The following is a 26,739-nucleotide window of genomic DNA, read 5'->3' as shown; positions in this document are numbered from 1 at the left end:
ACAAGTACAGCCACTTCCTATCTGGAGGTGGCTTTTTCTATATATTAGATAAAATTAAGCGATAGCAACAATCCTTACGAAAACAGCCTAAAAGAAAGAGGCTTGAAATAATCAGCCTCTTCCAATTTCTTATGCCATCCAATCCGTGGATTGCGGGTTTTGCCGCCATTTTGTCAGTTTATAAACATCTTCGTTGGTAATATAGCCATTCTGCTCAGCAACCCGCACCAATGTGCTGTAATTGCTTAACGATATGTTTTCAATCCGGGCTTCGCTCAACATTTCTTTACCCTTTTCAAGCTCATATGTAAAAATCGACACGACACCAAGCACTTCGCAGCCCGCTTCACGTAATGCATTGACTGCTGTGATCACACTGCCACCAGTGCTTATTAAATCTTCTATTACGATCACTTTTTGTCCAGGTGCAGCAAGTCCTTCGATTTGATTTCCCTTGCCATGCCCTTTCGCCTTGGAACGGATATAGCACATCGGCAATCCAAGCAGATCGCTTACCCAGGCTGCATGAGGAATGCCAGCTGTAGCCGTCCCGGCGATCAACTGGGCTTCTGGATATTTTTCTTTTATGATATCTGCTAAACCGGAAGCAATTTGTTTCCGCAGCTTCGGATAGGATAATGTTAACCGGTTATCGCAGTAAATCGGCGATTTCATGCCTGAAGACCATGTGAAAGGGTCATTAGGCTGTAAAAAAACGGCTTTAATCTCTAATAATTGTTCTGCAATTTGTTCTTTCATGATCATTTCCCCTCCCAGGATGATTTCACCATTTTATAAGCAGTTGAAACACAAGCAGCTTTTGTGATGGAACGGCCGACGACAATAGCATTTGTCCCCCATTTTTTCGCTGCATCCGGTGTTGCGATCCGGATTTGATCATTGCTGTCATCGTCTGCCAACCGGATACCGGGTGTAATAGTGAGGAATTCCTCTCCCAATTTTTCGTGAATCTTTTTCACTTCCCATGGCGAGCAAACAACGCCATCTAAACCCGCTTCTTTTGCCAGCGCTGCATAATGGAGCACGCTCTCCTCTAGGGTAGAGTCGATTCTTTGCTCTCTTCGCATCGCCTCTTCCGATGTGCTGGTCAATTGGGTGACCGCGATCAAGAAGGGCCGTTTTTTGCCTGGTTTTGTTCCTTCTTCCAACCCAGCCAATGCTTCTTCCATCATTTTTCTGCCGCCTGCGGCATGTACATTGACAAGATCGATGTCCAATTTGGCCAGGCCTTTCATTGCCTGCCGGACTGTATGCGGAATATCGTGGAGCTTGAGGTCCAAGAATACTTTATGGCCTCTTTCTTTTAGATCGTTAATGATCGCCGGACCATTCTGGTAAAATAATTCCATGCCCACTTTCACATACAGCTGTTCATCACTGAACTGGTCCAGGAATCGGTTCACTTCCTCCATATTGCTGAAATCAAGCGCCACTATTAATGAGTTGTTCATTTTTCCAGCTCCTTCCCGTACATTCGGAGATATGGGCAATTCCCAGTTCATCTAAAAGTGACGGCAACCGTTCGATAATAGCTGGGCATACAAATGGATCAACGAAATTAGCTGTGCCTATCGCTACTGCACTTGCCCCTGCGTATAAAAACTCGATTACATCCTCCGCTGTCATAATGCCTCCCATGCCGATAATCGGGATATTGACTTGCTGACTTACCTCATGGATCATCCGGATGGCTACAGGCTTGATAGCAGGCCCTGATAGCCCGCCGGTAGAATTGGCGAGGATCGGCTTAGCCGTTTTGAGGTCAAGCCTCATTCCGAGCAATGTATTGATCATAGTGAGTCCGTCGGCGCCGCCTTCTTCGACTGCTGTTGCCATCTTTGTAATATCTGTGACATTTGGTGATAACTTAACATATACAGGCACTTTGGAGACCTCTTTGACCCTTCTTGTCAGGTCCCGGGCGGTTGCCGGATCGGTGCCGAACGCTATGCCCCCTTCTTTTACGTTCGGGCAGGAAATATTCAGTTCCAATGCAGCCACATTGTTCGCCGTACTGATATGCTTGGCGACTTCGACATATTCCTCTACCGTTGAGCCGGCTACATTGGCGATAATCGGCAGGTCATAACGCTCCAGCCACGGTAATTCGTGTTCCATTACATGCTGCAAACCTGGATTCTGCAAGCCGATGGCATTCAGCATCCCTGCATGCGTCTCAGCCACACGCGGTGTGGGATTTCCGAACCTCGGGTGAACAGTAGTCGCTTTGATCATCATGCTGCCCAGTTGATTCAAATCATACAGCTCTGCGAATTCCTTGCCGAACCCAAAGCAGCCTGACGCCGGCATAATGGGATTTTTTAATGATAAACCGGGAAGTTCTACATTCAATCGATTCATAAGACCACCTCTCCAGCACGGAAAACAGGTCCGTCGCTGCATACTTTTTTATAGTTTAGGCCGGGCCGTTCATCTTTTGTCTTGCATACACATGCATAGCAGGCGCCGATGCCGCATCCCATCCTTTCCTCTAGCGACAGGAATACCCGGCTTCCGGGGTATGTATTTTCAATGGCACGCAGCATGGCTGCCGGACCGCAAGCGTACAATACATCATAAGACAGCTTTTCTTTCTTGATTACATCGGTCACAAAACCTCGGTGCCCGTACGTCCCGTCGGCTGTAGCGATATAAACATCCGCAAATTCCCTGAATCTCTTTTCATAAAAGACCGCTTCCTTTGATTGGAATCCAAGCACCGTTACTACTCGCACTCCTTTTTCAGCCAATCGCAAGCCCAGTTCATATAAAGGCGGGACTCCAATGCCGCCTCCGACAAGCAGCGCTGTTTCTCCTGGAGCAGCTTCTTCCAAGTTGAAGCCATTCCCCAACGGCCCGAGCACATTGAGTGTATCGCCCTTGCCGTATTGCGACAGAAGCGATGTCCCTCTTCCTTCCGCACGGTAAACCAAAGTGACGCGCCCGCGTTCCTTGTCGATCGAACAAATGCTGATTGGCCTTCTCAATAATGGCTCAAAACCAGTTCCGATCTTCAACTGGACGAATTGTCCAGGTGTGCCCATCCGGGAGACGAGCTCACCGCTAAGAGTAAGCTCATATATGGACTGGGCGATCTGCTGTTGCGAAATGATCGTCATATCTTCTGTTTTGATCATTGAAGTGCCCCTTCCTTGATTGATTGGTTCATTGGGCTTGCAGAGAAATTCATCGATTCGATGACCCTTAAAAGAGCCTCGGCAGTATCCAAAGATGTCAGGCAGGCTACGCCATTTTCCACTGACTCGCGGCGGATGCGGAAGCCATCTCTTTCTGGCTGTTTGCCTTTCGTTAAGGTATTGATGACAAACTGCGCTTCCCCGTTTTTGATCACGTCAAGCAGCGTCGGTTCTGATCCGCCGATTTTATTAATTTCTTTCACCGGGATTCCTGCCTTTTTCAGGAACGAAGCTGTGCCGCTGGTGGCGATCAGCTGAAAGCCGATTTCATGGTACCGTTTCGCCAGCTGAAGCGCCTCTTGCTTATCCTTATCGGCGATTGTCAACAGCACGGACCCATGGCCCTTTATGGAAATGCCGGAGGCCACGATTCCCTTATACAAGGCTTTTTCCAGAGTGATATCCTTGCCCATAACCTCTCCTGTCGATTTCATTTCCGGCCCAAGGGTAATATCGACCCCGCGCAGCTTAGCGAATGAAAACACCGGCACTTTCACAAAGACACCTTTTTTCTCAGGAACCAGGCCTGTTTGATAGCCTTGGCTCTCCAGGCTTTGCCCCAGTATCACTTTTGTCGCAACATTCGCCATTGGGACATCTGTGATTTTGCTCAAGAACGGCACCGTTCTGCTCGAACGGGGATTCACTTCTATGACGAAAACTTCCCCGTCGCAGACGACATACTGAATGTTCATAAGTCCTTTGATGTTCAGGCCTTTAGCCAGTCTGACCGTATAATCGACAATTTGATTTTTGACCGTTTCCTGCATCTGTTGCGGAGGATAAACAGCGATTGAATCGCCAGAGTGGACGCCAGCCCGTTCAATATGCTCCATAATGCCAGGGATCACTACTCTTTCACCATCTGATATCGCATCTACTTCTATTTCTTTTCCTGTCAGATAGCGGTCGATTAGTACCGGGTGCTCAGGATTGACTTTTACTGCGTTTGTCATATAGACAAGCAATTCCTGTTCTTTATATACGATTTCCATCGCTCTGCCGCCCAGCACATAGGAAGGACGGACAAGGACGGGATAGCCGATTTCTGCGGCGATTTTTACTGCTTCTTCAACTGAAGTAGCAGTTTTGCCTTTCGGTTGGGGAATCTCCAACTCCTGCAGTGCACGCTCAAATTTATTGCGATTTTCAGCCCTGTCCAAGTCTTCCAATGTGGTTCCCAGTATGCGAACTCCTCTTCTTACCAATTCATCGGCAAGATTGATCGCTGTCTGGCCTCCAAACTGGACGATAACACCTTTCGGCTGTTCCAAGTCAATGATATGCATGACATCTTCAACCGTAAGCGGCTCAAAATATAACTTATCTGAAATACTGAAGTCAGTCGAAACGGTTTCCGGGTTATTATTCACGATGATTGCTTCATAACCCGCCTGCTTGATGGCCCACACGGAATGAACGGTCGCATAATCGAATTCCACTCCCTGGCCGATCCGGATTGGGCCCGAGCCCAAAACAATCACACTTTCGCGGTCAGTCACAATGCTTTCGTTTTCATCTTCATATGTTCCATAGAAATACGGGGTTTCCGATTCGAATTCAGCCGCACATGTATCTACCATCTTATAGACAGGCATCATGCTCTGCTGCTTGCGCCATTCATAGACTTCCTGTTCGTCCACATCCCAAAACTCGGCAATCGTTTTGTCCGCAAAGCCCATTTGTTTTGCTCTTTTTGTGATTTCCGCATTGAATGGCGCAGATTTGATTGAATGTTCAAAGTCGACGATTTTGCTTATTTTATTGAGGAAGAAAAGGTCAATCTTACTCCACTCATGTATCGTTTCGATTGTTATGCCTCTCCGGAGTGCTTCTCCTATATAAAATAAACGTTCATCTCCTGCTTTGCGGATTCTTTTTTCAATCAGTTCGTCTGTTATGTTTTCACGGCCATCAATCCCTAGATGGAACATACCCGATTCCAGTGAACGGACAGCTTTCAGCATGGATTCCTCCAGTGTTCTGCCGATTGCCATCACTTCTCCGGTTGCTTTCATTTGTGTTCCCAAGCTTCTGTTTGCACTTTCGAATTTGTCGAAAGGCCATCTTGGAATTTTGGTTACCACATAATCGAGTGCAGGCTCAAAGCTGGCGTACGTCCTTCCAGTGACTGGGTTCAGCATTTCATCAAGCGTCAGGCCTACAGCGATTTTGGCCGCAAGCTTGGCAATCGGATATCCTGTCGCTTTTGATGCCAAAGCGGAGGAACGGCTTACCCGGGGATTCACTTCGATGATATAGTAGTTAAAACTATGAGGATCGAGCGCAAGCTGTACATTGCAGCCGCCCTCGATTTTCAAAGCGCGGATGATTTTCAGCGAACAATTTCTCAAAAGCTGGTATTCACGGTCACTGAGCGTTTGGCTTGGTGCGACTACGATGCTGTCTCCGGTATGGACGCCGACAGGATCGATGTTTTCCATATTGCAGACGACAATCGCATTGTCATTTCCGTCTCTCATCACTTCATATTCAATTTCTTTAAAACCAGCTATGCTTTTTTCGATTAAACATTGGCTGACAGGACTATTTTTAAGGCCGCTCGTTACGATTTCTTTCAATTCTTCGTTGTTCGTACAGATGCCGCCCCCGGTGCCGCCCAGGGTGAAAGCCGGCCGTACGATGATCGGGTATCCTACCCTTTCCACAAAACGTTCGGCTTCTGGAAGCGTATGTATGATATCACTGTCCGGGACTGGTTCTCCCAATTCATTCATTAAATTGCGGAATAGATCACGGTCTTCAGCCTGCTGGATGGCAGATAGTTTTGTCCCTAAAATTTCTACATTACATTCATCCAGGATCCCTGCTTCCGACAGTTCCACCGCCAAGTTCAGGCCGGTTTGGCCGCCTAATGTAGGCAATAACGCATCCGGACGTTCCTTGCGGATGATTTTGCTGACAAACTCCAGTGTTAATGGCTCAATGTAGACAGCATCGGCAATTTCCGTATCCGTCATGATGGTTGCCGGATTGGAATTGACGAGAATGACGCGGTATCCTTCTTCTTTCAAGGCCATGCATGCTTGTGTTCCGGCGTAATCAAATTCTGCCGCCTGGCCGATGACAATCGGGCCTGAACCTATGACTAGTATACTTTTTATATCTGTACGTTTTGGCATTGTATTTCTCCTTCCGCTTTAGAACGTTCGATCATAGCGATGAATTGGTCGAATAAACCATTGGCATCCTCTGGGCCAGGTGAGGCTTCCGGATGGTATTGCACTGTGAATGCCGGGTATTCCTTATGCCGCAGCCCTTCTACCGTCCCGTCATTTAGGGCAATATGTGTGATTTCCAGTTGGGTGCCCTTCAATGAAGCTTCTTCTACGGCATACCCGTGATTTTGTGATGTGATGGCGATTTTGCCTGTAGCCAGATCTTTCACAGGATGGTTGGAACCGCGGTGCCCGAATTTTAATCGGAACGTATTGGCATGATTGGCAAGGGCAAACAGCTGGTGGCCCAGGCATATGCCAAAGATAGGCACTTTCCCTTGTATGCCGCGAATCATATCAATCGCTTGCGGTACATCTTTCGGGTCCCCTGGTCCATTGGAAAGCATAATCCCATCCGGACTGAGATTTAATATGTCTTCAGCTGTTGTATTGTACGGCACCACTACTACATCGCAATCACGTTTATTCAATTCACGGAGGATTCCATGCTTCATGCCGAAATCCACCAGAACGACCCGTCTACCTCTGCCCGGGCTCGGATAAGCGCGTTTAGTAGATACTTTCTTGACCTGGTCAGTGCACAGGACGGTAGCGCGCAGGGATTCTATGACCGTATCAGGATGCTGTTCGATATTGGCCAAAGCCCCCTTCAATGTTCCGTGCTTGCGGATAATCTTTGTCAATTTACGGGTATCGATGCCTGAAATGCCAGGGATGCCCTTCATTTTGAAATAGTCATCCACAGAAAATTCACTCCGCCAATTTGACGGAAAATCCGCCACTTCTTTCACGATAAAACCGGAGATCGCAGGATTGATGGATTCAAAATCATCGCGGTTAATCCCGTAATTGCCGATCAGCGGGTAAGTCAGGGTCACGATTTGCCCGCAATAGGACGGATCGGAAAGGACTTCCTGGTAACCAGTCATTCCTGTATTGAAAACCACTTCTCCCATACGGTCGACATTTGCACCGAAAGCTTCCCCTACAAATACTGTTCCATCTTCCAATATTAATTGTCTCTTCACGCTTTCACTTCCTCCTTTTTCCATGCAATCTTACCGTTCACCATTGTCAGTACCGGCCAGCCTTTGCACACCCAATCGGCAAAAGGCGTATTCTTGCCTTTAGACGCAAATTCCTGCACATCGATGGCTTTCTCCTCATTTAAATCCAGTAAGACGATATCTGCCTTTCCGCCAGCTTCTACTCTTCCTGCCTCCAAATTGAAAGCCTCTGCCGGTTTGATTGTCATCCATTTGAGCAGTTGAGGAAGCGTCAGGATATCCTTTTCAACCAAATGTGTATATAAAAGCGGAAATGCTGTTTCGAGGCCCACAATGCCAAATGGCGCCATCTGCATGCTTTGACTTTTCTCTTCAGCCGAATGAGGGGCGTGGTCTGTGGCGATAAAGTCGATTGTTCCATCCAACAGTCCTGCAATCAATGCTTCCTTGTCTGATTTCCCGCGCAATGGAGGGTTCATCTTGTAATTGGTGTCCAACCCAGGAATATCATCTTCGCAAAGAAGCAGATGGTGCGGAGTTACTTCTGCTGTGACGTGTATGCCAGCCGTTTTGGCATCCCGGACTGTCCGGACAGAAGCAGCCGTAGAGATATGGCATACGTGATAGTGGCAGCCGGCCGCTTCTGCAAGCAGCACATCACGGGCAATCTGCACGGATTCGCACACTGATGGGATTCCGTTCAACCCATTTTCACGAGAAAACGTTCCTTCATGCACACATCCTTTGTTGATCAAGGTGTTCTCTTCACAATGCGCCACAATCGCCATATTTAATGAAGCCGCTTTTTCCATCGCTTTCAGCATCATATCTGCCGATTGGACCCCTACACCGTCATCGGTAAAGGCAAAAGCGCCTGCCTCTTTCAATTGCTCAAAGTCCGTCAATTCTTTTCCTGCTTCGCGAATCGTGATGCTCGCATAAGGCAGAACATTTACCAGTGCGGTTTGTTCAATCCGGTCCACCAATTGTTCCATATGCTCTCTCGTATCAGGGACAGGACGGGTATTCGGCATGGCAGCGACTGTCGTGAATCCTCCCCTGGCAGCTGCTTTCGTTCCAGTTTCGATTGTTTCCTTATGCTCTCCGCCCGGTTCGCGCAGATGGACATGCAAATCAACGAAACCTGGCGAGACCACCAAACCGGTTGCATCGATGACTGTTTTTACTGAAGCATCGATTCGATCTTCTATAGCAATAATCCGGCCGCCTTCTATCAGAATATCTTTCTTTTGTAGATCTCCGGCTCCATCAAATAACTGACCATTCTTTATAAGTGTTTGCATGTACAATGCCTCCTTTTGTGATTTCCATTGCCCTTTTTAATACAGCCATACGGACATATACGCCGTTTTCCATCTGTTTAAAAATTCTGGAACGGCTGCATTCAATCAAATCTTCATCTATCTCTACATTCCGGTTCACTGGAGCGGGATGCATGATAATGCTTGCGGGCTTCATCATTTGTTCGCGCTCTTTTGTCAAACCAAACATATGTAAATAATCTTCCTTGCTCCCTGCCATTTCCGATGCATGCCGTTCATGCTGGATGCGCAGCAGCATGACCACATCTGCTGTTGCAACTGCCTCATCGAGTGCTTCATATTTGCCTGAAGGGATGCTGGCATCAAACCAATCTTTCGGGCCCGAGAACACAACCTGCGCCCCCAGCCTTGCCAATGCATCCGCATTGGAACGTGCTACACGGCTGTGCTTAATGTCTCCTACAATCGCAACCTTCAATCCTTCGAAGCTGCCAAACTCTTGGTAGATGGTTAAGAGATCGAGCAGGCATTGCGTCGGATGATGACCGCAACCGTCACCCCCATTGATGACCGGGATATTCACTTTGCCGACGAGCTGGTTGAAATATTCCTCTTCCGGATGCCTGATCACGACCGCATTTGCACCGATGGACTCCAATGTTTTGACCGTATCATAGAGCGATTCGCCTTTTTGCACAGAGCTCGTCGACACTTCAAAGGGAATGACGTCCATACCCATCCGTCTTTCAGCAACTTCGAAACTGACTTTTGTCCGTGTACTATTTTCAAAGAATAGATTTGCAATGAAGGTTTGTTGAGGCACCGCATAAACCCTTCCGTTTGAAAAATCGGCAGCATCATTCAATATGCTATAAATCTCTGAGACTGATAATTCATTTGTGGTCAATAAATGTTTCATGGAAAGTCCCCCTTAGAATTTTAGTAATTAAAAAGCACCCTCATCTGTCAGATGGAGGGTGCTTCAAAAAAGGGATCAGGATTACAAGATTTGTCCTTGCAGATATGCCATGATCCTAGCTTTTAATGAACACCCTTGTTAGTCTCTCTGGACTGCTTTTAAAAGGTGATTATGCTACTGAATGATCTTTTCTTCCACAAGAGAAGATTGTTTTTCTTTCCCCGGCAACACTTGATTCAGAATAACGCCGATGATAGCTGCGAGGGCCATTCCAGATAGGGAGAATTTACTTCCTATTTGGATGAATGCCCCGCCGATCCCTAAGACAAGGATGACTGATGCAATAATTAGATTGCGGTTCACGCCAAAGTCGACACGGTGGTCGATCAGCATCCTCAAACCGCTTGAAGCGATGATGCCGAAAAGCAGAATGGATACCCCGCCCATGACTGCTTGCGGAATGGATTGGATCAGGGCTGACACTTTACCTACAAAGCCAATCAGGATGGCAACCAATCCTGCTCCGCCGATAATATATACGCTGAAAGCTCTTGTAATCGCCAATACTCCTATATTCTCTCCATAAGAAGTCAGCGGCGGTCCGCCAATCAAAGAGCCAATGATAATGCCGACTCCATCGCCAAGAATCGATTTGTGCAGGCCCGGCTTCTTAATGAAATCCCGGCCGACTACCTTGCTTAACACCAGCTGGTGGCCAATATGTTCCGATAAAGTCACGATAGCTACCGGCACCATGACCAGGCCGATCTGCCAGGAGATGACTGGGTCATAATTGACAAAAGGGATATGGAACTCGGGAACAGCGAACCAGGCAGCTGCTTTTACTCCGCTCAAATCAACGATACCGAAGGCCAGTGCCGACAGATAACCCGCTGCAATCCCAAATATAAGCGGTATTAATTTCAGGAAGCCTCTAAAGAACGTTGAGGCAATAATCGTGACCAGAAGGGTGATCATGGCGACGCTGAGATGAGTCAAACTATAATGCAACGGCTCTGTCGTGGATCCATTGTTGCTGTACATCGCCATATTGACTGCCGTTCCCGCCAATCCAAGGCCTATTACCATAATAACCGGCCCTACGACCACTGGAGGCAGAAGGTTCATCAACCAATTGACACCCACCTTCTTGATGACCAGCGAGACGATGCCGTAAATCAGCCCTGCCAGCAAGCAGCCAAACATGACCGCTTCGGGACCTCCAAGCTGCTTTGCCAATACAATCGGCGCGATAAACGCGAATGATGAACCAAGGTAAGCGGGTATCTGCCCCCTTGTGATCAACAGGTACGACAGCGTCCCTGCGCCGCTCGACACCAATGCCACTGCTGGGTTCATCCCCGTCAGGAAAGGAACTAAAACCGTCGATCCAAACATCGCAAACACATGCTGTATACTCAATGTGATCCATTTCCCCATTTTCGGAACATCTTCGACATCGAGGACAATCCGTTGATTCTCTTGCTCCATTTCAATCCCCCCATTTTTTATGTACAGAAAAACCCTCACCGAGAGCGAGGGTACAAAGGGGCAAGGAATATCCATAAAGCCTAGGCTGCAGCCTATTTGGAATCTTGCTTCCCTTTGTCAGCCTCTCTGGACTGCCGTTAAAAGGGCTCTATTCTTATTTGTCATGAATGCTTACTTTGTCCAAGCCGTCCACTTCAGTCAGGCTGACAGTGATTTTTTCCCCTTGGGAAGTAGGTACATTCTTGCCTACGTAATCTGCACGGATTGGAAGCTCGCGATGACCTCTGTCCACAAGTACGCCCAATTGGATTTGGGATGGTCTGCCGATATCAATCAAGGCATCCAAAGCTGCACGGACAGTCCGGCCGGTGTATAGGACATCGTCTATCACAATCACTTTCTTATTGGTGATGTCAACAGGGATATCCGATCCTTTTACCAAAGGCTCCCCATCATTTTGCTTTGTGCTTAAGTCGTCCCTGTACAATGTAATATCAAGTTCGCCAACAGCAATTTGATTGCCCTCGATCTGTTCGATCCGCTCAGCCAGCCTCTTCGCAATGAAGATGCCGCGCGTCTTAATTCCTACCAGGATGCAATCCTCAATCCCTTTATTTTTTTCAATAATCTCGTGGGCGATCCGTGTTAATGCGCGCCGAATTGCCTGTTCATCTAGGACGATAGCCTTTTCTTTCATATACTTCACCCTTTGCTGTGTCTGTTCATGTTTTTTTGCTGAAATGCCCAGTCGCAAAAAAATCCCCCTGCCCGAAGCAGGAGGATTCGTCTTTGCAAGCCGCAGAGCTAAGTTCCACAGCTTTGTCCGTTTTCCTTCTCAGCCTCTCGGGACTGTATTAAAGGGTCATATTCAACTGTCCCCATCTTACAGGCAAGGTTCTATTTTGTCAACTGTTAATTCTAAGTTTAGCCAACAATTCTGTAAAATAGTCCGGTAGAGGAGCTGTAAATTCAAGATATTCCTTCGTGCGCGGATGCACAAAACCAAGCACCTCCGCATGCAGAGCCTGGCCTCCCAGATCCAGTGTCTTCTTCGGCCCGTATTTCGGATCCCCTGCCAAAGGAAAGCCGATATACTTCATATGGACGCGTATCTGATGCGTTCTTCCGGTTTCCAACCTGCATTGGACCAACGTGAAATCCCGGAAGTTCTCCAGCACTTCAAAATGAGTAACCGCATGCTTCCCATCCGGGTCGACTGTCATGCTCTGGCGGTCTTTTTTATCACGGCCAATCGGTGCATCGATTGTCCCATGCTGATGTTGGATGTTACCATGCACCAATGCTTTATAGCGGCGGGTAACCGTCTTATCGACAAGTTGCTGAACCAATGCTTCATGTGCCATATCATTCTTGGCGACCATCAACAGCCCGGAAGTATCTTTGTCGATCCGATGGACAATCCCCGGTCTCATGACGCCATTGATGCCTGATAGGTCTTTGCAATGGGCCATCAAACCATTCACAAGCGTACCTGTCGTATGCCCCGGAGCTGGGTGGACAACCATTCCTTTCGGCTTATTGACCACAAGTACGTCTTCATCTTCATAATAGATGTCCAGGTCCATAACTTCCGCTTCAATATCCAATTCAACCGGTGCAGGAATCTCCACAGTAACCTGGTCGTTGGTGCGGATTTTGTAATTCGTTTTCACAGGTTGGCCGTTTACCGCCACATGCCCATCCTTGATCAATAATTGGACCTGGGTGCGCGATAAATCTTCGTTGGCTGTTGATACAAACTTGTCCAGTCTTTCGCCATTCTGTTCCTCTTCTATGGTGTATATCATTTTATCCATTCTTCTTCTCCTTCATAAATCGTTCTTCAAATAACATAAAAATCATCAGCAGGATAACGCCAACAGTCAATGCCGAATCCGCCACATTAAAAACCGGGAAATCATATCCAAAGATATTGGTGTCCACAAAATCGACTACTTCCTTATGGAAAACGCGGTCGATGAAATTACCGATCGCACCGCCGAGCATCAAGCCCAAAGAAGTGCCGACCAATATATGCATCCTGCTCATTTTTTGCATATAGTACACCAGTACGGCAACCACGATTACGGTGATCAAATAAAACAGCCACATCTGCCCTTCCAATATCCCCCAGGCTGCCCCGGTGTTTCGATGAGATGTTATATGTAAAAAGTTTCCGATTACTTCTATGCTCTCGCCCAATTCCATATTCTTTACGATCAAGTATTTAGATGCCTGATCCAGCGCAATGACAATAAGCGCGATGAAATAATATCTCACGGTCATCCCCCAGCTTCTATAAAAATTATGTTCTTTTGAATTGTAGCATATAGTTAAAAATAAACACAATGGCGCCTATCCGTTCCAAAAAGAAAAAGCACCCGTGCAAAACAGGCCAAGGATAAAGGGGCCGATCAGCCGGCCCGCCGAACCCTTAAAACCTGGCTGTACGCGGTGCTGCTATTTTAGTCATTTGATTTGATTAATGCGTATATGCTTCCTTCACGACTGACGCACAACGAGGGCACAGTGTCGGATGCTCCTCATCCTGGCCGACTGCTTCGGAAACATTCCAGCATCGCTCGCATGTTTCGCCGTCTGCTTTTGAAACCACAATCGCACAATTTTCGAAAGTAGCTGCTTCTTCCGGAGCGTCTTCCAGCTTGCCGGCAATCTCGAACTGCGAAACGATAAATAGCTGTTCAAAGCTTTCATGAATCTGGTCAAGGAATGTTTTTGTCTCATCATTGACATACATGGAAACCTTGGCATTCAATGATTTACCGATCACTTTCGCGTTACGCGCCTCTTCCAATGCTTTCAGGACATTGTCGCGGATTTGCAGGAATGCATTCCACTTTTCTTCAATCTCTTTTTCATTCGGCAATTTTTCAGCCTTTGGCATATCAGTCAATTGAACGCTTGGCGCTTCCATATCCGGAAGGTATGACCACACTTCATCCGCTGTATGAGGAAGGATTGGCGCCACCAGTTTGGTAAGGGCAACCAGCACATCATACAAGACCGTCTGGATTGCGCGACGCTGTTTGCTGTCCGGCGCTTCGCAATATAGGATATCTTTTGCATAATCCAGATAGAAGGCACTTAAGTCCAATGTACAGAAGTTATTGATATTATGGTAGATCGTCGCAAATTCATATTGCTCATACCCTTTTGTCACATTTTCGATTAAAGCGTTCAGCTTAACCAGCATGAACTGGTCCACTTCCTGCAGCGCTTCATAAGCCAAGCTATCTGTAGCAGGGTTGAAATTATCCAATGTGCCCAGAAGGAAACGGAACGTATTGCGGATCTTCCGGTAAACTTCAGCCACTTGCTTCAGAATAGGATCGGATACGCGTACGTCTGCTTGGTAATCGACAGAAGCCACCCATAGGCGAAGGATATCTGCCCCTAATTGGTTCATGACTTTAGATGGCAGAATGGTATTGCCCAATGATTTACTCATTTTTCTTCCTTCTCCATCCAATGCAAAACCGTGGCTCAGCACGCCTTTATATGGCGCTTTGCCTGTAACGGCAACAGCCGTGGACAAGGATGAATTAAACCAGCCGCGGTATTGGTCGGAACCTTCCAGATATAGATCTGCAGGTCTTGCCAGCTCTTCACGTTCTTCAAGGACTGCCTGGTGGGAAGAACCTGAATCGAACCATACATCCATGATGTCTGTTTCTTTCGTGAAAATGCCATTAGGGCTTGATTCATGCGTAAAGTTTTCAGGCAGCAAGTCTTTCGTTTCCCGTTCGAACCATACATTCGAGCCGTGTTCGCGGAATAGGTTGGAAATATGTTCAATGGTTTCATCAGTGATGATTGGCTCACCGTTTTCACCGTAAAAGACCGGAATCGGAACGCCCCACGCTCTTTGGCGGGAAATACACCAATCGCCTCGGTCACGGACCATATTGTAAAGGCGGGTTTCGCCCCAAGCCGGCATCCATTTGGTTTCTTTGATTGCTTCAAGCAATTCTCCGCGGAAATCTTGGATGCTCGCAAACCATTGCGCAGTTGCACGGAAAATGGTTGGTTTTTTTGTTCTCCAATCGTGCGGATAGGAGTGAGTGATAAAGGATAGCTTCAGTAAAGCGCCTTTTTCCTCAAGCGCTTCAGTGATGGCCTTGTTCGCTTTATCATAGAACAACCCTTCAAATCCAGGCGCTTCGCTTGTCATATGCCCTTTTTCATCCACCGGGCACAGTACGCCCAATTTATATTTTTGGCCGACGATAAAGTCGTCTTCCCCATGTCCTGGAGCAGTATGGACGCAGCCTGTTCCAGCATCGGTTGTGACATGGTCGCCTAGGATAACGAGTGATTCGCGGTCGTATAAAGGATGTTGCGCCACGATATATTCAAGCTCGTTGCCCTTGACCGTCTTAACAATCTTGGCATTTTCCCACTCTAGTTCTTCCTTCACTGTATCAAGCAGCGCTTTTGCAACCACAAACGTATCGCCTGCTACTTCAACAACTACATAATCTAGCTCAGGATGTACTGCGATACCTAGGTTGGCAGGAATCGTCCAAGGAGTTGTTGTCCAGATGATGAATTTTGTGCCTTCCTCCAGTACGCCTTTTCCATCTTTCACTGCAAAAGCTACATAGATGGAAGCAGAGCGTTTATCATGATATTCAATTTCTGCCTCGGCAAGGGCCGATTCACTTGAAGGTGACCAATATACAGGCTTTTTGCCTTTGTAAATATAACCCTTCTTCGCCATTTCGCCGAATACTTTAATCTGCTGGGCCTCATATTCAGGCTGAAGCGTGATATAAGGATGGTCCCAATCGGCTCTTACACCCAAACGTTTGAATTGTTCACGCTGGCTGTCGACTTGTTCATAAGCATATTTTTCACATAGCTTCCGGAATTCAGCGATGCTCATTTCTTTCCGGTTTACCTTGCCATTCTTTGTCAGCGCCGTCTCGATCGGCAATCCATGTGTATCCCATCCCGGTACATAAGGGGCGTTATAGCCGCTCATTGATTTATAGCGGACGATAAAATCCTTCAGCACTTTATTAAGCGCATGGCCCATATGAATGTCTCCATTTGCATATGGAGGGCCATCATGCAGGATGAATTTTGGAAAGTCCTTTGTTCTTTCCTGGACTTTGTTGTAGATGTCCATTTCATTCCATGTTTGCTGCATTTCCGGTTCGCGTTTTGGTAAGTTTCCGCGCATCGGGAATTCCGTTTTCGGCATTAATAAAGTATCTTTATAATCCATTTTTTAAACCTCCTATAATCAACCCCGAGGCTTGTCGGGTTGCTTTCTGTCATGTACGATTCATTGCACGGCAAGGGAACGAAAAAAAGCCTTCTCATCCCTTGAAAGGGACGAGAAGGCTTGCTTCCCGCGGTACCACCCTGGTAAATGCCTATTATTCAAGGCATCCGCTCGACCATCCTTAACGCGGATGAAACGCCAGAACTACTAACCCAGACAGGGGGTTCATTATGGAACTCCAGGGTGATCTTCCGCTTCCATTTCCGCCTCCAGGCTTACACCATCCCCGGATCGCTATCGAAGCCGGCTCATAAGCCGAACATCTTTTGGCGGACATATTTGAAAGCGTACTGTCCCTTTCAACGTTGCGTGCTTTCTAATCTTGTATGAAATTATATACGAAAAAGTGCAGAGAATCAATATGACGATTCATGATCTTTCAATAAATCATCTGTGGCATCATGCTCGAAGTCCATCAGATGATCCCAATCTTCATTCTTAATCAGATCAAGCTGCGCTTCCACGAGCATGGTGAACCGAGTGCGGAAGACTTTTGATTGTTTCTTCAGCTCTTCAATTTCCATTGCAATTTTTCGTGCTTTGGCAAGCGACTCGTTTACGATCCGGTCTGCATTTTTCTCCGCCTCTTTAATAATCAGCTTTGATTCTTTTTGGGCGTTGCGTTTCACTTCTTCTGCTGCTTCCTGGGCAATCAGAATCGACTTGTTCAACGTCTCTTCGATATTATTATAGTGGCCAAGCTTTTCTCCTGCATTTTCAAGTCTTGCTTCCAACGTTTTTTTCTCACGTAGGACAAGTTCGTAATCTTTCATCACTTGTTCCAGAAATTCATTCACTTCGTCTTCATCATACCCACGAAATCCCTTACTGAAGCTCTTATTATGTATATCAAGCGGCGTTAAAGGCATTCTGCACCTCCGTATTGGAATAGATTATGATTCGTATTACTTTTATTCTACGTTTCGACAGGACATTTGTAAATCCTTCATCTCATTTTTGTTGCCCGAAGACAATTTTCCACTTATCTTTCTTCGTTTTTCCTTCTATTTCGACAATCAGGAACCGGCCGTAGCCGCGGCATGAAATTACGTCTCCCTTATGGCAGACATAATCCTTTTCTTCAATGACAAGATGGTTCACTTTCACTTTTCCGCCTTGTATTAAATCTTGCGCTTTTTGGCGCGAAAGCCTCGTCATGGAGGATAATAAAGAATCAATCCTTAAAGAAGAACTGGTCATATGGCTTTCCTGCCATTTAGTATGCACAGCCGTCAGATCGCTTAAACTCGCTAGCTCAAGGGAAACGCCGGCTTGTCCTATTTTAGTGATATTATTGATCACATAAGACGCTATATCACTGTCCACAATCGCCTTGGCGGATTCCTCCTCAATCAGCACATCGCCGAATCTTTCCCGTATAATGCCAAGCGACATAAGCGTCCCCAATATTTGCGGATGAGTCAATTCATGGAATTTTCTGTTATATGAAATGGCTATGGCGCTACATTGGAAATCTTCTTCTGAAGGTTCATAGTAATTCGGGTACAGAAGGGCCCTTTTACGCTCTGCACCGTCATACCCCCCAAAAAAAGCAAGCTTGCAATCTTCATTTTGGCCGATGACGACAGAAACAATATGCTGTTCCCTTGGATCCAGAAAAGGCGTCAACTTCGGGCTATAGAACGTTTCCACGCTTTCTTTCCATTCTAGCACATTATCTATAAACACTTTTTCTTCGCTTCGGAAATGCTGATATATACTCATCCTTAACTCCCTTTTCGTGCATTCGCTTCCCCTTGGCAATCAACAGGGCTGGACCTAGTCTGATTATAAACCAGCATAAAGCCCAGCCCTCTTTATATTACCTAAAAAAGAAAATATAAAACAATTGATATAACCCTCTAGTAGCAAAATTCAAAACGATAAATGCCACAATCGGCGAAAAATCAATCATGCCGATCGGAGGGATGAACCTTCTGAAAAATTCTAGATACGGTTCGCAAATACGACCAAGAAACTGGCCAATCGCTGATTCCCTTGCACCAGGGAACCATGACATGAAAATATACACAATCAATGCATATGAGTATATGTTCACTAGAGTCACAATCAATTTCAATAGTAAAACCATTTACTTACCACCTTAAATCTTCATTGTTATCCTGAAGAAGGCCTGAAATATTGCCAGTCACATCCACATTATCAGGCGTGCACAGGAATATGTTCGTGCCTATCTTTTGAATATCTCCACCAATAGCATACACTGTGCCGCTCAAGAAATCCACAATGCGTTTTGCTTGTTCGTGCGAAATACTTTGCAAATTGACCACCACCGCTTTGCGGTTTTTCAAGTGATCAGCGATTTCCTGTGCATCCGAATAAGCGCGGGGTTCAAACAAAACAACCTTGGATGTTTTATTCACGCTTTGCAGACTAACCACATTTTGCGGAAGGGGGGGCGCTGGATTAGAATTCGAATTGGAAACCTGTCCTTTCGCAACAGGTTTCATAGGGATATCCTTGCGCGGTTCTTCTTCCGCACGTTCTTCTCTATATTCATATTCATCTTCCAGCGCAAAAAATGATTTGAATTTGGATCCAATTGACATTTTATTTTGCCTCCTTTAATCTTCACCAACTAGTGCGGTTCCTATACGGATAAAAGTAGCGCCCTCTTCGATCGCCAAATCATAGTCATTGCTCATTCCCATAGACAGCTCGGTGCATGGCGCTTTTTCGAAATTCATTCCTGCAACGGTAAGCTGCAGGCTTTTGAGTGACCGGAAACAATTCCGCAATGTTTCTTTATCGTCCGTCAGCGGCGCCATCGTCATTAACCCGACTATGCTGATGCGGTTGAAGGCATCACTCTGTAAACTCTCTATAAAGGGAACCACTTCTTCCGGGCGCAGCCCATGCTTGGATTCTTCTCCCGAAACATTGACTTGGACAAAACATTTTATTATTGTGTTGGCTCTTTTTTGGATTTCCTGAGCCAGCGACAGCCTGTCCAACGAATGGATATAATCTACATGATCGATGACTTCTTTTACCTTGCGGGTCTGGAGGGAACCTATGTAATGCCACTCTACTTGGCCTGTAATAGCATGCTGTTTCTCAAGCAGCCCTTCCGGACGGTTTTCCCCAAGGTGCGCAAGGCCGGCGTCAACCGCTTCCTGGGCCCGCTCTGGGCTTACATATTTAGTGACAGCAATGATATGCAGGTCTTCCCTGTTTCTGCCGCTCTTTTGGCAGGCAAGCGCTATACGGTGCTCGATATGGGATCGTTTTTCTTTTACGTTCATTTTCTCGCGGCCTCCTTCCAACCGATGAAACTCATGAGCCTGCCGGTTTTTCCGGCATCTCTGCGGTAAGAAAAGAAGTCTTCCCGTCCGCATGATGTGCATAATTCTGTAACGGCTATATTCTTAAGGCCGGCACTCTCCATTATTTGCTTATTCAATAGCTGTAAATTCAATGAATATTGGCCTTCTTTGATTAAATTATATGGCTTTTTATCCTTGCCTTCCAGCCTTTTATTCACTTCTCCAATGACTTTATCGTCAACAATATAACATTTTTCACAAATGGAAGGGCCAATAGCAACAAAAATATCGGAAGGTTCTACACCCTCATTGATCCATCTCTGGGCCATTTCTCCTGCAATGCCTTTTACAGTTCCTTTCCAGCCGGCATGGACAATTCCTATGTAACGCTGTTTTGGCGCAAAATAGTATATTGGGACACAATCGGCAAAACACAGCGTGAGGAGAATACCCTCTTCGTCCGTGTATAAACCGTCGGTGTTTTTCAGTGCCGTTTCGTAATCGTAGGCTCCTCTTCCTGCCATTTCTTTTGTGACTTTTATAATTTCTTTTCCGTGAGTTTGCTCACATCCGACCCAATGGCCAAGAGGCATGCCGATTTTGTTGCCTACAATTGTCCGATTTTTGACAACATCTTCTTTTTCATCCCCTACATGATACCCTGTATTCAAGGATGAAAACGCCCCTTCACTGATTCCCCCATTTTTTGTGGTGAATCCGGCAACCAGTGACGGGTCCATTTTTTCCCATTCAGGAATATGAAAATAAGTTTGGTCCTTTTTACTGAAGATTTCTTCCATTTTCGTCCGTTCCTTTGTTTTTTTTATCAGTTTACCATACGGACGCTTGCCAATCATAGTGTTATCGAGGCTTTTCCTCATCAGATTTTAATTCGGCATTAGGGTTGGAATAATCGACAAAGATGATGTCTTTTCCGATTTTCTTAATCTTGCGCCAAGGGATAATCACCTCATCATCACGGTGAAAAAGATTCAGCCATTTTCCATTTGTAGCAACAATCAACGCTTCAATCTGGCCGGTTTGAGTATCGATCACCAAATCCTGCAAGGTCCCAAGCCGCTTCCCGTCGAGAAGGTTTATAATATCCTTCAATTGGATTTCAGATATTTTTCCCATTATCCATCCACCCCCTTTGGCTTTTGATTCAATATATGCCATCTTCTCACCGGGGATGTATGGGCCGGTCGCCCAATATAAAAGACCATCTTCGCTTAACGGGCAGCTACGATGGTCTTTGATTATTGTATGATGGCTGTTTTTACTGCTGGATATTTTTATTCATCTGCCTGATGGCCGCTTTTTCAAGCCTCGACACTTGCGCCTGGGATATTCCGATTTCATCCGCCACTTCCATTTGCGTTTTTCCTTGGAAGAACCGCTTGCGGATAATCATCATTTCCCGGTCGTTCAAACGTTTCATGCCTTCTTTAAGCGCTATTTCATCAATCCAGTTTGTATCTTTATTCTTTTCATCGCTTATTTGGTCGACGACGTATATCGGATCGCCGCCATCATTGTAAATCGGTTCAAACAGGCTGACAGGATCCTGGATCGCATCCAGCGCAAATACAATTTCTTCATGGGTAACATCCAATTCCTTGGCAATCTCAACCGCGGTAGGTTCCCTGGATGTTTTGCTCATCAATTTTTCTTTCACCTGAAGCGCTTTATACGCTATGTCCCTAAGCGAACGGGATACCCTGATCGGGTTATTGTCGCGAAGATACCTTCTGATTTCACCGATGATCATCGGTACAGCATAGGTCGAAAACTTCACATTCTGCCCCAAATCAAAGTTATCAATAGATTTCATCAATCCTATACAGCCTACCTGAAATAAGTCATCTACATATTCGCCCCGATTGTTGAAGCGTTGAATGACACTTAACACTAACCGCAAATTACCGTTCACCAGTTTTTCGCGAGCAGAAAGTTCCCCAGATTGAAGCTCTGCAAATAATTTTCTCATTTCTTCATTCTTCAAAACAGGTAATTTCGAAGTATCTACACCACAAATCTCAACTTTATTACGCGACACAAATTCTACCTCCTTACAGGGGTGCTGTACAAAAAACAGTATCTCCCCGGCAGGAAAAAAATATGCAACTGTGCCACGTCAAATAATATATCTAAATAATAATTTTCCTTTCTAAAAATGGCAGAAACAATGGCTGCAGATTATATATATTCCACTCTTTTTTTTATAAAAAACAGCTATTAATATCTGTTTATCCATCAAAAAAGGCGCCGCCGGAGGTAGTTCAAAGACTTCCGACTGCACCTTTTTCAAATCCTCTTGGCGGCTTTCTTTCTCTAATCACACCATCCGATTGAATTCCTTCCTCAGTCTCTTTATAATCCGTTTCTCCAGGCGGGAAATATACGATTGCGAAATGCCGAGCATATCCGCCACATCTTTTTGTGTCTTTTCCTCCCCTCCCATTAAACCGAATCTCAGCTCCATGATCTGTTTTTCCCGATCGTTGAGCTGATGGAGTGCCTTGGTCAGCAGCTTGCGGTCAATCGTTGCTTCCAGATTTTTTGTAATAATATCATCTTCCGTTCCAAGGACATCAGAAAGCAATAATTCATTGCCGTCCCAGTCGATATTGAGCGGCTCATCAAATGATACCTCTGAACGGATTTTATTATTGCGGCGGAGGAACATTAAGATTTCATTTTCGATGCATCGCGAAGCATATGTAGCCAACTTGATTTTCTTTTCGGGATTAAATGTGTTGACGGCTTTGATTAAACCGATTGTACCGATACTGATCAAGTCCTCAATGTTAATGCCGGTATTTTCAAACTTACGGGCAATATAAACGACTAGACGCAAATTCCGTTCTATCAGAATGGTGCGGGCAGTTTGGTCGCCCTTAGGAAGCTTATGGATAAGGACTTCCTCTTCTTCTTTGGACAGCGGCGGCGGCAATGCTTCACTGCCTCCGATATAATAAATCTCATCACTCTTCCAGCCCAACTTCAAACGAATTTTATACCAATAGTACTTCAACCTGAAAATCAACTTATTCAAAGGCGTTTCCTCCTTCTAAATTACTGATCAATGAGTATAGTGTAATTAAGCGGGAATCTCATGAAACTTGCTGAAGCTCAATAAGCATCCGTGGATGGATAATGGAATGGTAACAATCATCATGGGATAATGTCTGCATGGTAAAGGCAACCAGCCCCTTCGTGACTTTTCCTGTAACGGAAGCCGAAGAAAGCTCAATCCAATCAGGCCGGAAAGCGATCAAAAGCTGCTGGTCCTTGCCGACTACTTTGTAAGGGATAATCCTGACTCTTGCACCCCAAGCAGATTGGCTCGCAAGCGATAAATCTCCTGCTTCTCCGGCTTTTTCAATCAGTTCTAGCACATCTTGTGGAAGTTGGCTCCTTAAGGAAATAGCTGATGCTATCATCACTGGTGCATTCGTAATAGGTTCATAAAGCTGATTGCCGGTATCGATCAATCCCCTGCATACCAATAGACGGTCTTTAATGCGGATTTTTACATCCATCATGCTTTCAGCCATCATATTTGTCACCTCTAGGCCAGTAAACACTTTCCTCGAGTATAGCCATCCCGCCGGAAAACCGATCATGACAAACAGCCAACTGACAGGATCTCCATAACTTTTGGGTCCATAAAATACATAACTATCCGGGGCAATGAACTGATAGGAAAATAAATAGTGTGTCCCCAGCAAAATACCTCCCGATAAAAATGTCACAAAATACAGAAGTGACAGGGCTTTCAAAAAAAGGGACCATCTTTTATAGCCAAATACCAGAAGCACCATTAAGAATGAGACACCTATTTTAACAATCACTAGATTGGCCACCTCATAAAAAGGGGAAAAAGCCAAAAGAATCAAGGCTGCACCCGCCAATCCGCCGACGCCTATACGAATATAGGAAACTTTCCTTTTCAATAGTAAAGAAGCCCAATATAGCAACAGACAATCAAAAAACCAATTCAATAGAATAATAAGGTCGACATATGCAACCACCCGGTACCTCCCTACCTGAAAATATTAGGCTTGTTATGAAGTATAGCGCAATCATGCAAGAAAAGTGTGTCAGTTCCTGAGCAATTAAAAACAGTTTTTTTTAAGGATTTTGTCGGTGCTTGTTCACTTTATGCAAAAGATATGGGGAATATTCGTGTTTCTTTTACACACAAAAAAGGGCAGCACCTTAGTGGTGTTGCCCTTTTTTGTGATATTCGCGGTTATCTGCGATTACGGTTGCGAAGGAATGTAGGAATATCAAGAGTATCATCTACTTGAGATGCAGAATGACGTGAAGGTTCCTGCTGTTCCCGTTGTGGCTGCGGTTGTTGCGGCTGTTGTGGCTGCTGCATTCTTCCGTTTTGATTAGAGGCAGGTGCCTGTCTCACCTGTCCAAAGCTAGGCTTGGACGGTTTAGAAGGCTCTTCTGTCTCATTGAAGCCAGTAGCGATCACAGTTACGATAATTTCATCTTTAAGATTCTCATTGATGACTGATCCAAAGATCATATTCACTTCCTGGTCGGAAGCAGAAGCAACAATATCAGCCGCTTCCTGAACTTCAAACAAGCTCAGGTTAGTGCCGCCAGTGATATTCATCAGGACGCCCTGTGCTCCGTCAATTGATTTCTCAAGCAATGGAGAAGAAATAGCTTTCTTTGCTGCTTCAGCGGCACGGTTTTCACCTGATGCAACACCAATCCCCATCAATGCAGAACCTTTGTTGCTCATGATTGTCTTCACATCAGCGAAGTCAAGGTTGATCAAACCAGGAGTGGCGATCAAATCCGAAATACCTTGAACACCTTGGCGAAGAACATTATCCGCTTCACGGAATGCTTCAAGCATTGGTGTGTTTTTGTCCACAATTTCCAACAGGCGGTCATTAGGAATCACAATTAGCGTGTCGACTGATTCCTTCATCGCTGCGATTCCGCCCTGCGCTTGAGTCGCCCGCTTTCTTCCTTCGAAGGTAAATGGGCGAGTGACTACGCCTACTGTCAATGCACCCAGTTCACGTGCGATGCCTGCAATTACTGGAGCGGCACCGGTACCTGTTCCGCCACCCATTCCAGCTGTAACGAATACCATATCAGCTCCGCGAAGCGCTTCTTCAATTTGTTCTCTGCTTTCTTCAGCAGCTTTCTTGCCCACTTCAGGGTTTGCACCCGCTCCCAGGCCTCTTGTAAGCTTGCTGCCGATTTGCATTTTCACTTCTGCTTTTGATAGGTTCAATGCTTGGGCATCTGTATTAACGGCAATGAAGTCCACCCCTTGGACCCCATGTTCAATCATTCTATTTACAGCGTTGTTGCCGCCGCCGCCAACGCCAATTACTTTGATCGACGCCAATGCGTCTAAATTAGATTCAAACTCTAACATGATAATCCTCCTAATTCCGCTAGATTCCTTGGTTTTACTTATTCAAAGAAATAACCCAACAGTTTTTTGAATTTTCCTTTTCCATTTTCCTTTGGGTCTTTCGATTGTTTTTCTCTAACTGGTACCATTTCAGTCTGATTGTTTTGACGCTTTTCTTGTCTTTCAGATTGTGGAACCGCAGAATTTCCGTATGAAACTCCCTGGTATCTTTCTTTTTGGCATGCATATTTGATTAAACCGACTGCTGTCGTGTATTGTGGCTCCCTTGCACCGATATAGTTCGGCTCTGCCGTGCGAACACGGTTTTGCAGGACATATTGGGCAAGCTCCAACACGCCGGGCATCTTAACAACTCCGCCAGTAAGCACAAAGCCACCAGGCATATCTCTGAATCCCTGTTTATTCAATTGGTCATTGACCATCTCGAAAATCTCGGTCAAGCGGGCTTCGATAATCTCGGCTAGCATCAACTGGTTGCATGGCTGTTTTTGATTGCTGCCAATAATAGGCACCTCAAAGATTTCCTCTTCAGACGCATCATCATAAAAAGCATGTCCATGTTTCAATTTTAGCTTTTCTGCATCTTCCATAGTCGTACGGAGTACAATGGATAAGTCTTTCGTGATCATTTCACCGCCAATGGGAATAACGAAAGAAGATACCATATGCCCTTCTTCAAAAATAGCGACAGTGGTAGAACCTCCGCCGATATCAATCAAAGCGACCCCCAATTCTTTTTCATCGCGAGAAAGAACGAGAGAACCGGCTGCAAGTGGCTGTAAAGCAATCTCGACAATCTCAAGGCCGGCTTTTTCGACACAGCGCAGGGTATTATGTAACAGGGTTTTCAATCCGGTAATCAATATTCCTTTCATTTCCAGGCGGACGCCGATCATCCCTCTTGGGTCGTTGATTTCGTCCAGTTCATCCACTTTATACTGAAGCGGTATGATGTCGATCACTTCCCGGTCGGATGGGATGGTCATCACTTCTGCAGCATCTCTGACGCGCAGCACGTCTTCCTGCGTAATTTCCTTATTTTCGCTTGAAACGGCCACCACCCCGTGGCAAGGATGAAGAAGGACATGATTGCCACTGATGCCCACTACCACTTTCCTAATTTCTAATCCTACCATTCTTTCTGCTTCTTCTACAGCTTTGCGGATTGAATGAACTGTTTCGTCTATATCGACAATCGCACCTTTTCTCAATCCAGCTGATTTAACATTGCCTACACCTAGTATGTTAAAGTTGTCATGTACCATTTCGCCAATGATTACTTTTACACTGGATGTACCGATGTCAAGACTAACATAAATTTCGTTGCTGTTCATCCCATGGCACCTCCTTATTGAGAAATTATATAAAAACACTTTTTACAATAAACTTTTTATCATCCTGCAATAGAATTCTTTTAAATCGTTAGCGTAACACGTTATGTATCAATTCGTCACCAGAAGTACATTCCCTCTATTAGGATATCCAAATATCCATATTAGGTAAAATGTACGATATAAGTATACGTCATTATAATCAGTGAATAAGCTAACACCATAAACTTATAAACAACACAGTTTTGATAAAACTCTATCAATCTAAATAAA

At 45.6% G+C, this 26,739-nt stretch carries 25 protein-coding genes; all 25 read right to left on the bottom strand.

The annotated features are described in order from the left end of the window. Window positions 1-129: 129 nt before the first annotated feature. The 25 genes from pyrE to ftsA all read right to left on the bottom strand — a co-directional run bounded on the left by pyrE (window position 130) and on the right by ftsA (window position 26,469). Entirely contained in the window at window positions 130-759 is a 630-nt protein-coding gene (gene pyrE, locus BN1765_RS08510; protein WP_050616717.1) for an orotate phosphoribosyltransferase, read from the bottom strand. 2 nt (window positions 760-761) lie between these two features. Further along, the gene (gene pyrF, locus BN1765_RS08505; RefSeq protein WP_050614715.1) at window positions 762-1,472 is read right to left on the bottom strand and encodes an orotidine-5'-phosphate decarboxylase; all 711 of its coding nucleotides are present in this window, start codon (window positions 1,470-1,472) and stop codon (window positions 762-764) included. Beyond that, complete coding sequence (locus BN1765_RS08500; RefSeq protein ID WP_050614714.1) at window positions 1,444-2,382, bottom strand: dihydroorotate dehydrogenase; 939 nt, start codon at window positions 2,380-2,382, stop codon at window positions 1,444-1,446. Before BN1765_RS08500 ends, pyrF begins: the two co-directional genes overlap by 29 nt. After that, the gene (locus BN1765_RS08495; RefSeq protein ID WP_050614713.1) at window positions 2,379-3,158 is read right to left on the bottom strand and encodes a dihydroorotate dehydrogenase electron transfer subunit; all 780 of its coding nucleotides are present in this window, start codon (window positions 3,156-3,158) and stop codon (window positions 2,379-2,381) included. Before BN1765_RS08495 ends, BN1765_RS08500 begins: the two co-directional genes overlap by 4 nt. Continuing rightward, entirely contained in the window at window positions 3,155-6,361 is a 3,207-nt protein-coding gene (carB, locus tag BN1765_RS08490; protein WP_050614712.1) for a carbamoyl-phosphate synthase large subunit, read from the bottom strand. Before carB ends, BN1765_RS08495 begins: the two co-directional genes overlap by 4 nt. Further along, entirely contained in the window at window positions 6,340-7,446 is a 1,107-nt protein-coding gene (locus tag BN1765_RS08485) for a carbamoyl phosphate synthase small subunit (RefSeq protein WP_050614711.1), read from the bottom strand. Before BN1765_RS08485 ends, carB begins: the two co-directional genes overlap by 22 nt. Continuing rightward, entirely contained in the window at window positions 7,443-8,729 is a 1,287-nt protein-coding gene (locus tag BN1765_RS08480; protein ID WP_050614710.1) for a dihydroorotase, read from the bottom strand. Before BN1765_RS08480 ends, BN1765_RS08485 begins: the two co-directional genes overlap by 4 nt. After that, the gene (locus tag BN1765_RS08475; protein WP_050614709.1) at window positions 8,695-9,627 is read right to left on the bottom strand and encodes an aspartate carbamoyltransferase catalytic subunit; all 933 of its coding nucleotides are present in this window, start codon (window positions 9,625-9,627) and stop codon (window positions 8,695-8,697) included. Before BN1765_RS08475 ends, BN1765_RS08480 begins: the two co-directional genes overlap by 35 nt. Window positions 9,628-9,801: 174 nt before the next feature. Further along, the gene (locus tag BN1765_RS08470) at window positions 9,802-11,118 is read right to left on the bottom strand and encodes a solute carrier family 23 protein (RefSeq protein WP_050614708.1); all 1,317 of its coding nucleotides are present in this window, start codon (window positions 11,116-11,118) and stop codon (window positions 9,802-9,804) included. A gap of 154 nt (window positions 11,119-11,272) precedes the next feature. After that, on the bottom strand, window positions 11,273-11,824 hold the full coding sequence (gene pyrR, locus BN1765_RS08465) for a bifunctional pyr operon transcriptional regulator/uracil phosphoribosyltransferase PyrR (RefSeq protein ID WP_261797569.1): 552 nt from the start codon (window positions 11,822-11,824) through the stop codon (window positions 11,273-11,275). A 199-nt stretch (window positions 11,825-12,023) separates the two neighbouring features. Then, window positions 12,024-12,935 carry an RluA family pseudouridine synthase gene (locus BN1765_RS08460; protein WP_050614707.1) on the bottom strand — a complete coding sequence of 304 codons (912 nt, stop codon included), beginning with the start codon at window positions 12,933-12,935 and terminating at the stop codon, window positions 12,024-12,026. Continuing rightward, entirely contained in the window at window positions 12,928-13,398 is a 471-nt protein-coding gene (gene lspA / locus BN1765_RS08455; protein WP_050614706.1) for a signal peptidase II, read from the bottom strand. The genes BN1765_RS08460 and lspA overlap by 8 nt, the downstream gene beginning before the upstream one ends. A gap of 202 nt (window positions 13,399-13,600) precedes the next feature. Next, window positions 13,601-16,369: an isoleucine--tRNA ligase gene (gene ileS, locus BN1765_RS08450; protein ID WP_050614705.1), complete on the bottom strand. Its 2,769-nt coding sequence runs from the start codon at window positions 16,367-16,369 to the stop codon at window positions 13,601-13,603. Between the two features lie 416 nt (window positions 16,370-16,785). Beyond that, window positions 16,786-17,298 (bottom strand): DivIVA domain-containing protein, encoded by a 513-nt coding sequence (locus BN1765_RS08445; RefSeq protein WP_050614704.1) that lies wholly within the window; start codon window positions 17,296-17,298, stop codon window positions 16,786-16,788. An 82-nt stretch (window positions 17,299-17,380) separates the two neighbouring features. Further along, complete coding sequence (locus BN1765_RS08440; RefSeq protein WP_050614703.1) at window positions 17,381-18,154, bottom strand: YlmH family RNA-binding protein; 774 nt, start codon at window positions 18,152-18,154, stop codon at window positions 17,381-17,383. A 97-nt stretch (window positions 18,155-18,251) separates the two neighbouring features. Next, entirely contained in the window at window positions 18,252-18,521 is a 270-nt protein-coding gene (locus BN1765_RS08435; RefSeq protein WP_050614702.1) for a YggT family protein, read from the bottom strand. 4 nt (window positions 18,522-18,525) lie between these two features. Then, window positions 18,526-18,999: a cell division protein SepF gene (locus BN1765_RS08430; protein ID WP_050614701.1), complete on the bottom strand. Its 474-nt coding sequence runs from the start codon at window positions 18,997-18,999 to the stop codon at window positions 18,526-18,528. 15 nt (window positions 19,000-19,014) lie between these two features. Beyond that, window positions 19,015-19,695: a YggS family pyridoxal phosphate-dependent enzyme gene (locus tag BN1765_RS08425; RefSeq protein ID WP_050614700.1), complete on the bottom strand. Its 681-nt coding sequence runs from the start codon at window positions 19,693-19,695 to the stop codon at window positions 19,015-19,017. After that, on the bottom strand, window positions 19,692-20,516 hold the full coding sequence (gene pgeF / locus BN1765_RS08420; protein WP_050616715.1) for a peptidoglycan editing factor PgeF: 825 nt from the start codon (window positions 20,514-20,516) through the stop codon (window positions 19,692-19,694). The genes BN1765_RS08425 and pgeF overlap by 4 nt, the downstream gene beginning before the upstream one ends. A gap of 61 nt (window positions 20,517-20,577) precedes the next feature. Next, window positions 20,578-20,853 carry a PRC-barrel domain-containing protein gene (locus tag BN1765_RS08415; RefSeq protein ID WP_050614699.1) on the bottom strand — a complete coding sequence of 92 codons (276 nt, stop codon included), beginning with the start codon at window positions 20,851-20,853 and terminating at the stop codon, window positions 20,578-20,580. A gap of 142 nt (window positions 20,854-20,995) precedes the next feature. Beyond that, window positions 20,996-21,775, bottom strand: a complete 780-nt coding sequence (gene sigG / locus BN1765_RS08410; protein ID WP_050614698.1) for an RNA polymerase sporulation sigma factor SigG — start codon at window positions 21,773-21,775, stop codon at window positions 20,996-20,998. Between the two features lie 279 nt (window positions 21,776-22,054). Beyond that, window positions 22,055-22,774 carry an RNA polymerase sporulation sigma factor SigE gene (gene sigE / locus BN1765_RS08405; RefSeq protein ID WP_050614697.1) on the bottom strand — a complete coding sequence of 240 codons (720 nt, stop codon included), beginning with the start codon at window positions 22,772-22,774 and terminating at the stop codon, window positions 22,055-22,057. A gap of 58 nt (window positions 22,775-22,832) precedes the next feature. Then, window positions 22,833-23,753, bottom strand: coding sequence for a sigma-E processing peptidase SpoIIGA (gene spoIIGA, locus BN1765_RS08400; RefSeq protein WP_050614696.1), 921 nt, complete (start codon window positions 23,751-23,753; stop codon window positions 22,833-22,835). A gap of 221 nt (window positions 23,754-23,974) precedes the next feature. After that, entirely contained in the window at window positions 23,975-25,135 is a 1,161-nt protein-coding gene (gene ftsZ / locus BN1765_RS08395; RefSeq protein ID WP_050614695.1) for a cell division protein FtsZ, read from the bottom strand. Between the two features lie 38 nt (window positions 25,136-25,173). Next, complete coding sequence (ftsA, locus tag BN1765_RS08390; protein ID WP_050614694.1) at window positions 25,174-26,469, bottom strand: cell division protein FtsA; 1,296 nt, start codon at window positions 26,467-26,469, stop codon at window positions 25,174-25,176. Window positions 26,470-26,739 lie beyond the last annotated feature (270 nt).

The sequence above is a fragment of the Bacillus testis genome (genome assembly GCF_001243895.1).
Taxonomy (GTDB): Bacteria; Bacillota; Bacilli; order Bacillales; family DSM-1321; genus Bacillus_AD; species Bacillus_AD testis.
Note: the sequence above shows the minus strand (reverse complement) of the source record. Positions and strands in the feature narration are given on the sequence as shown.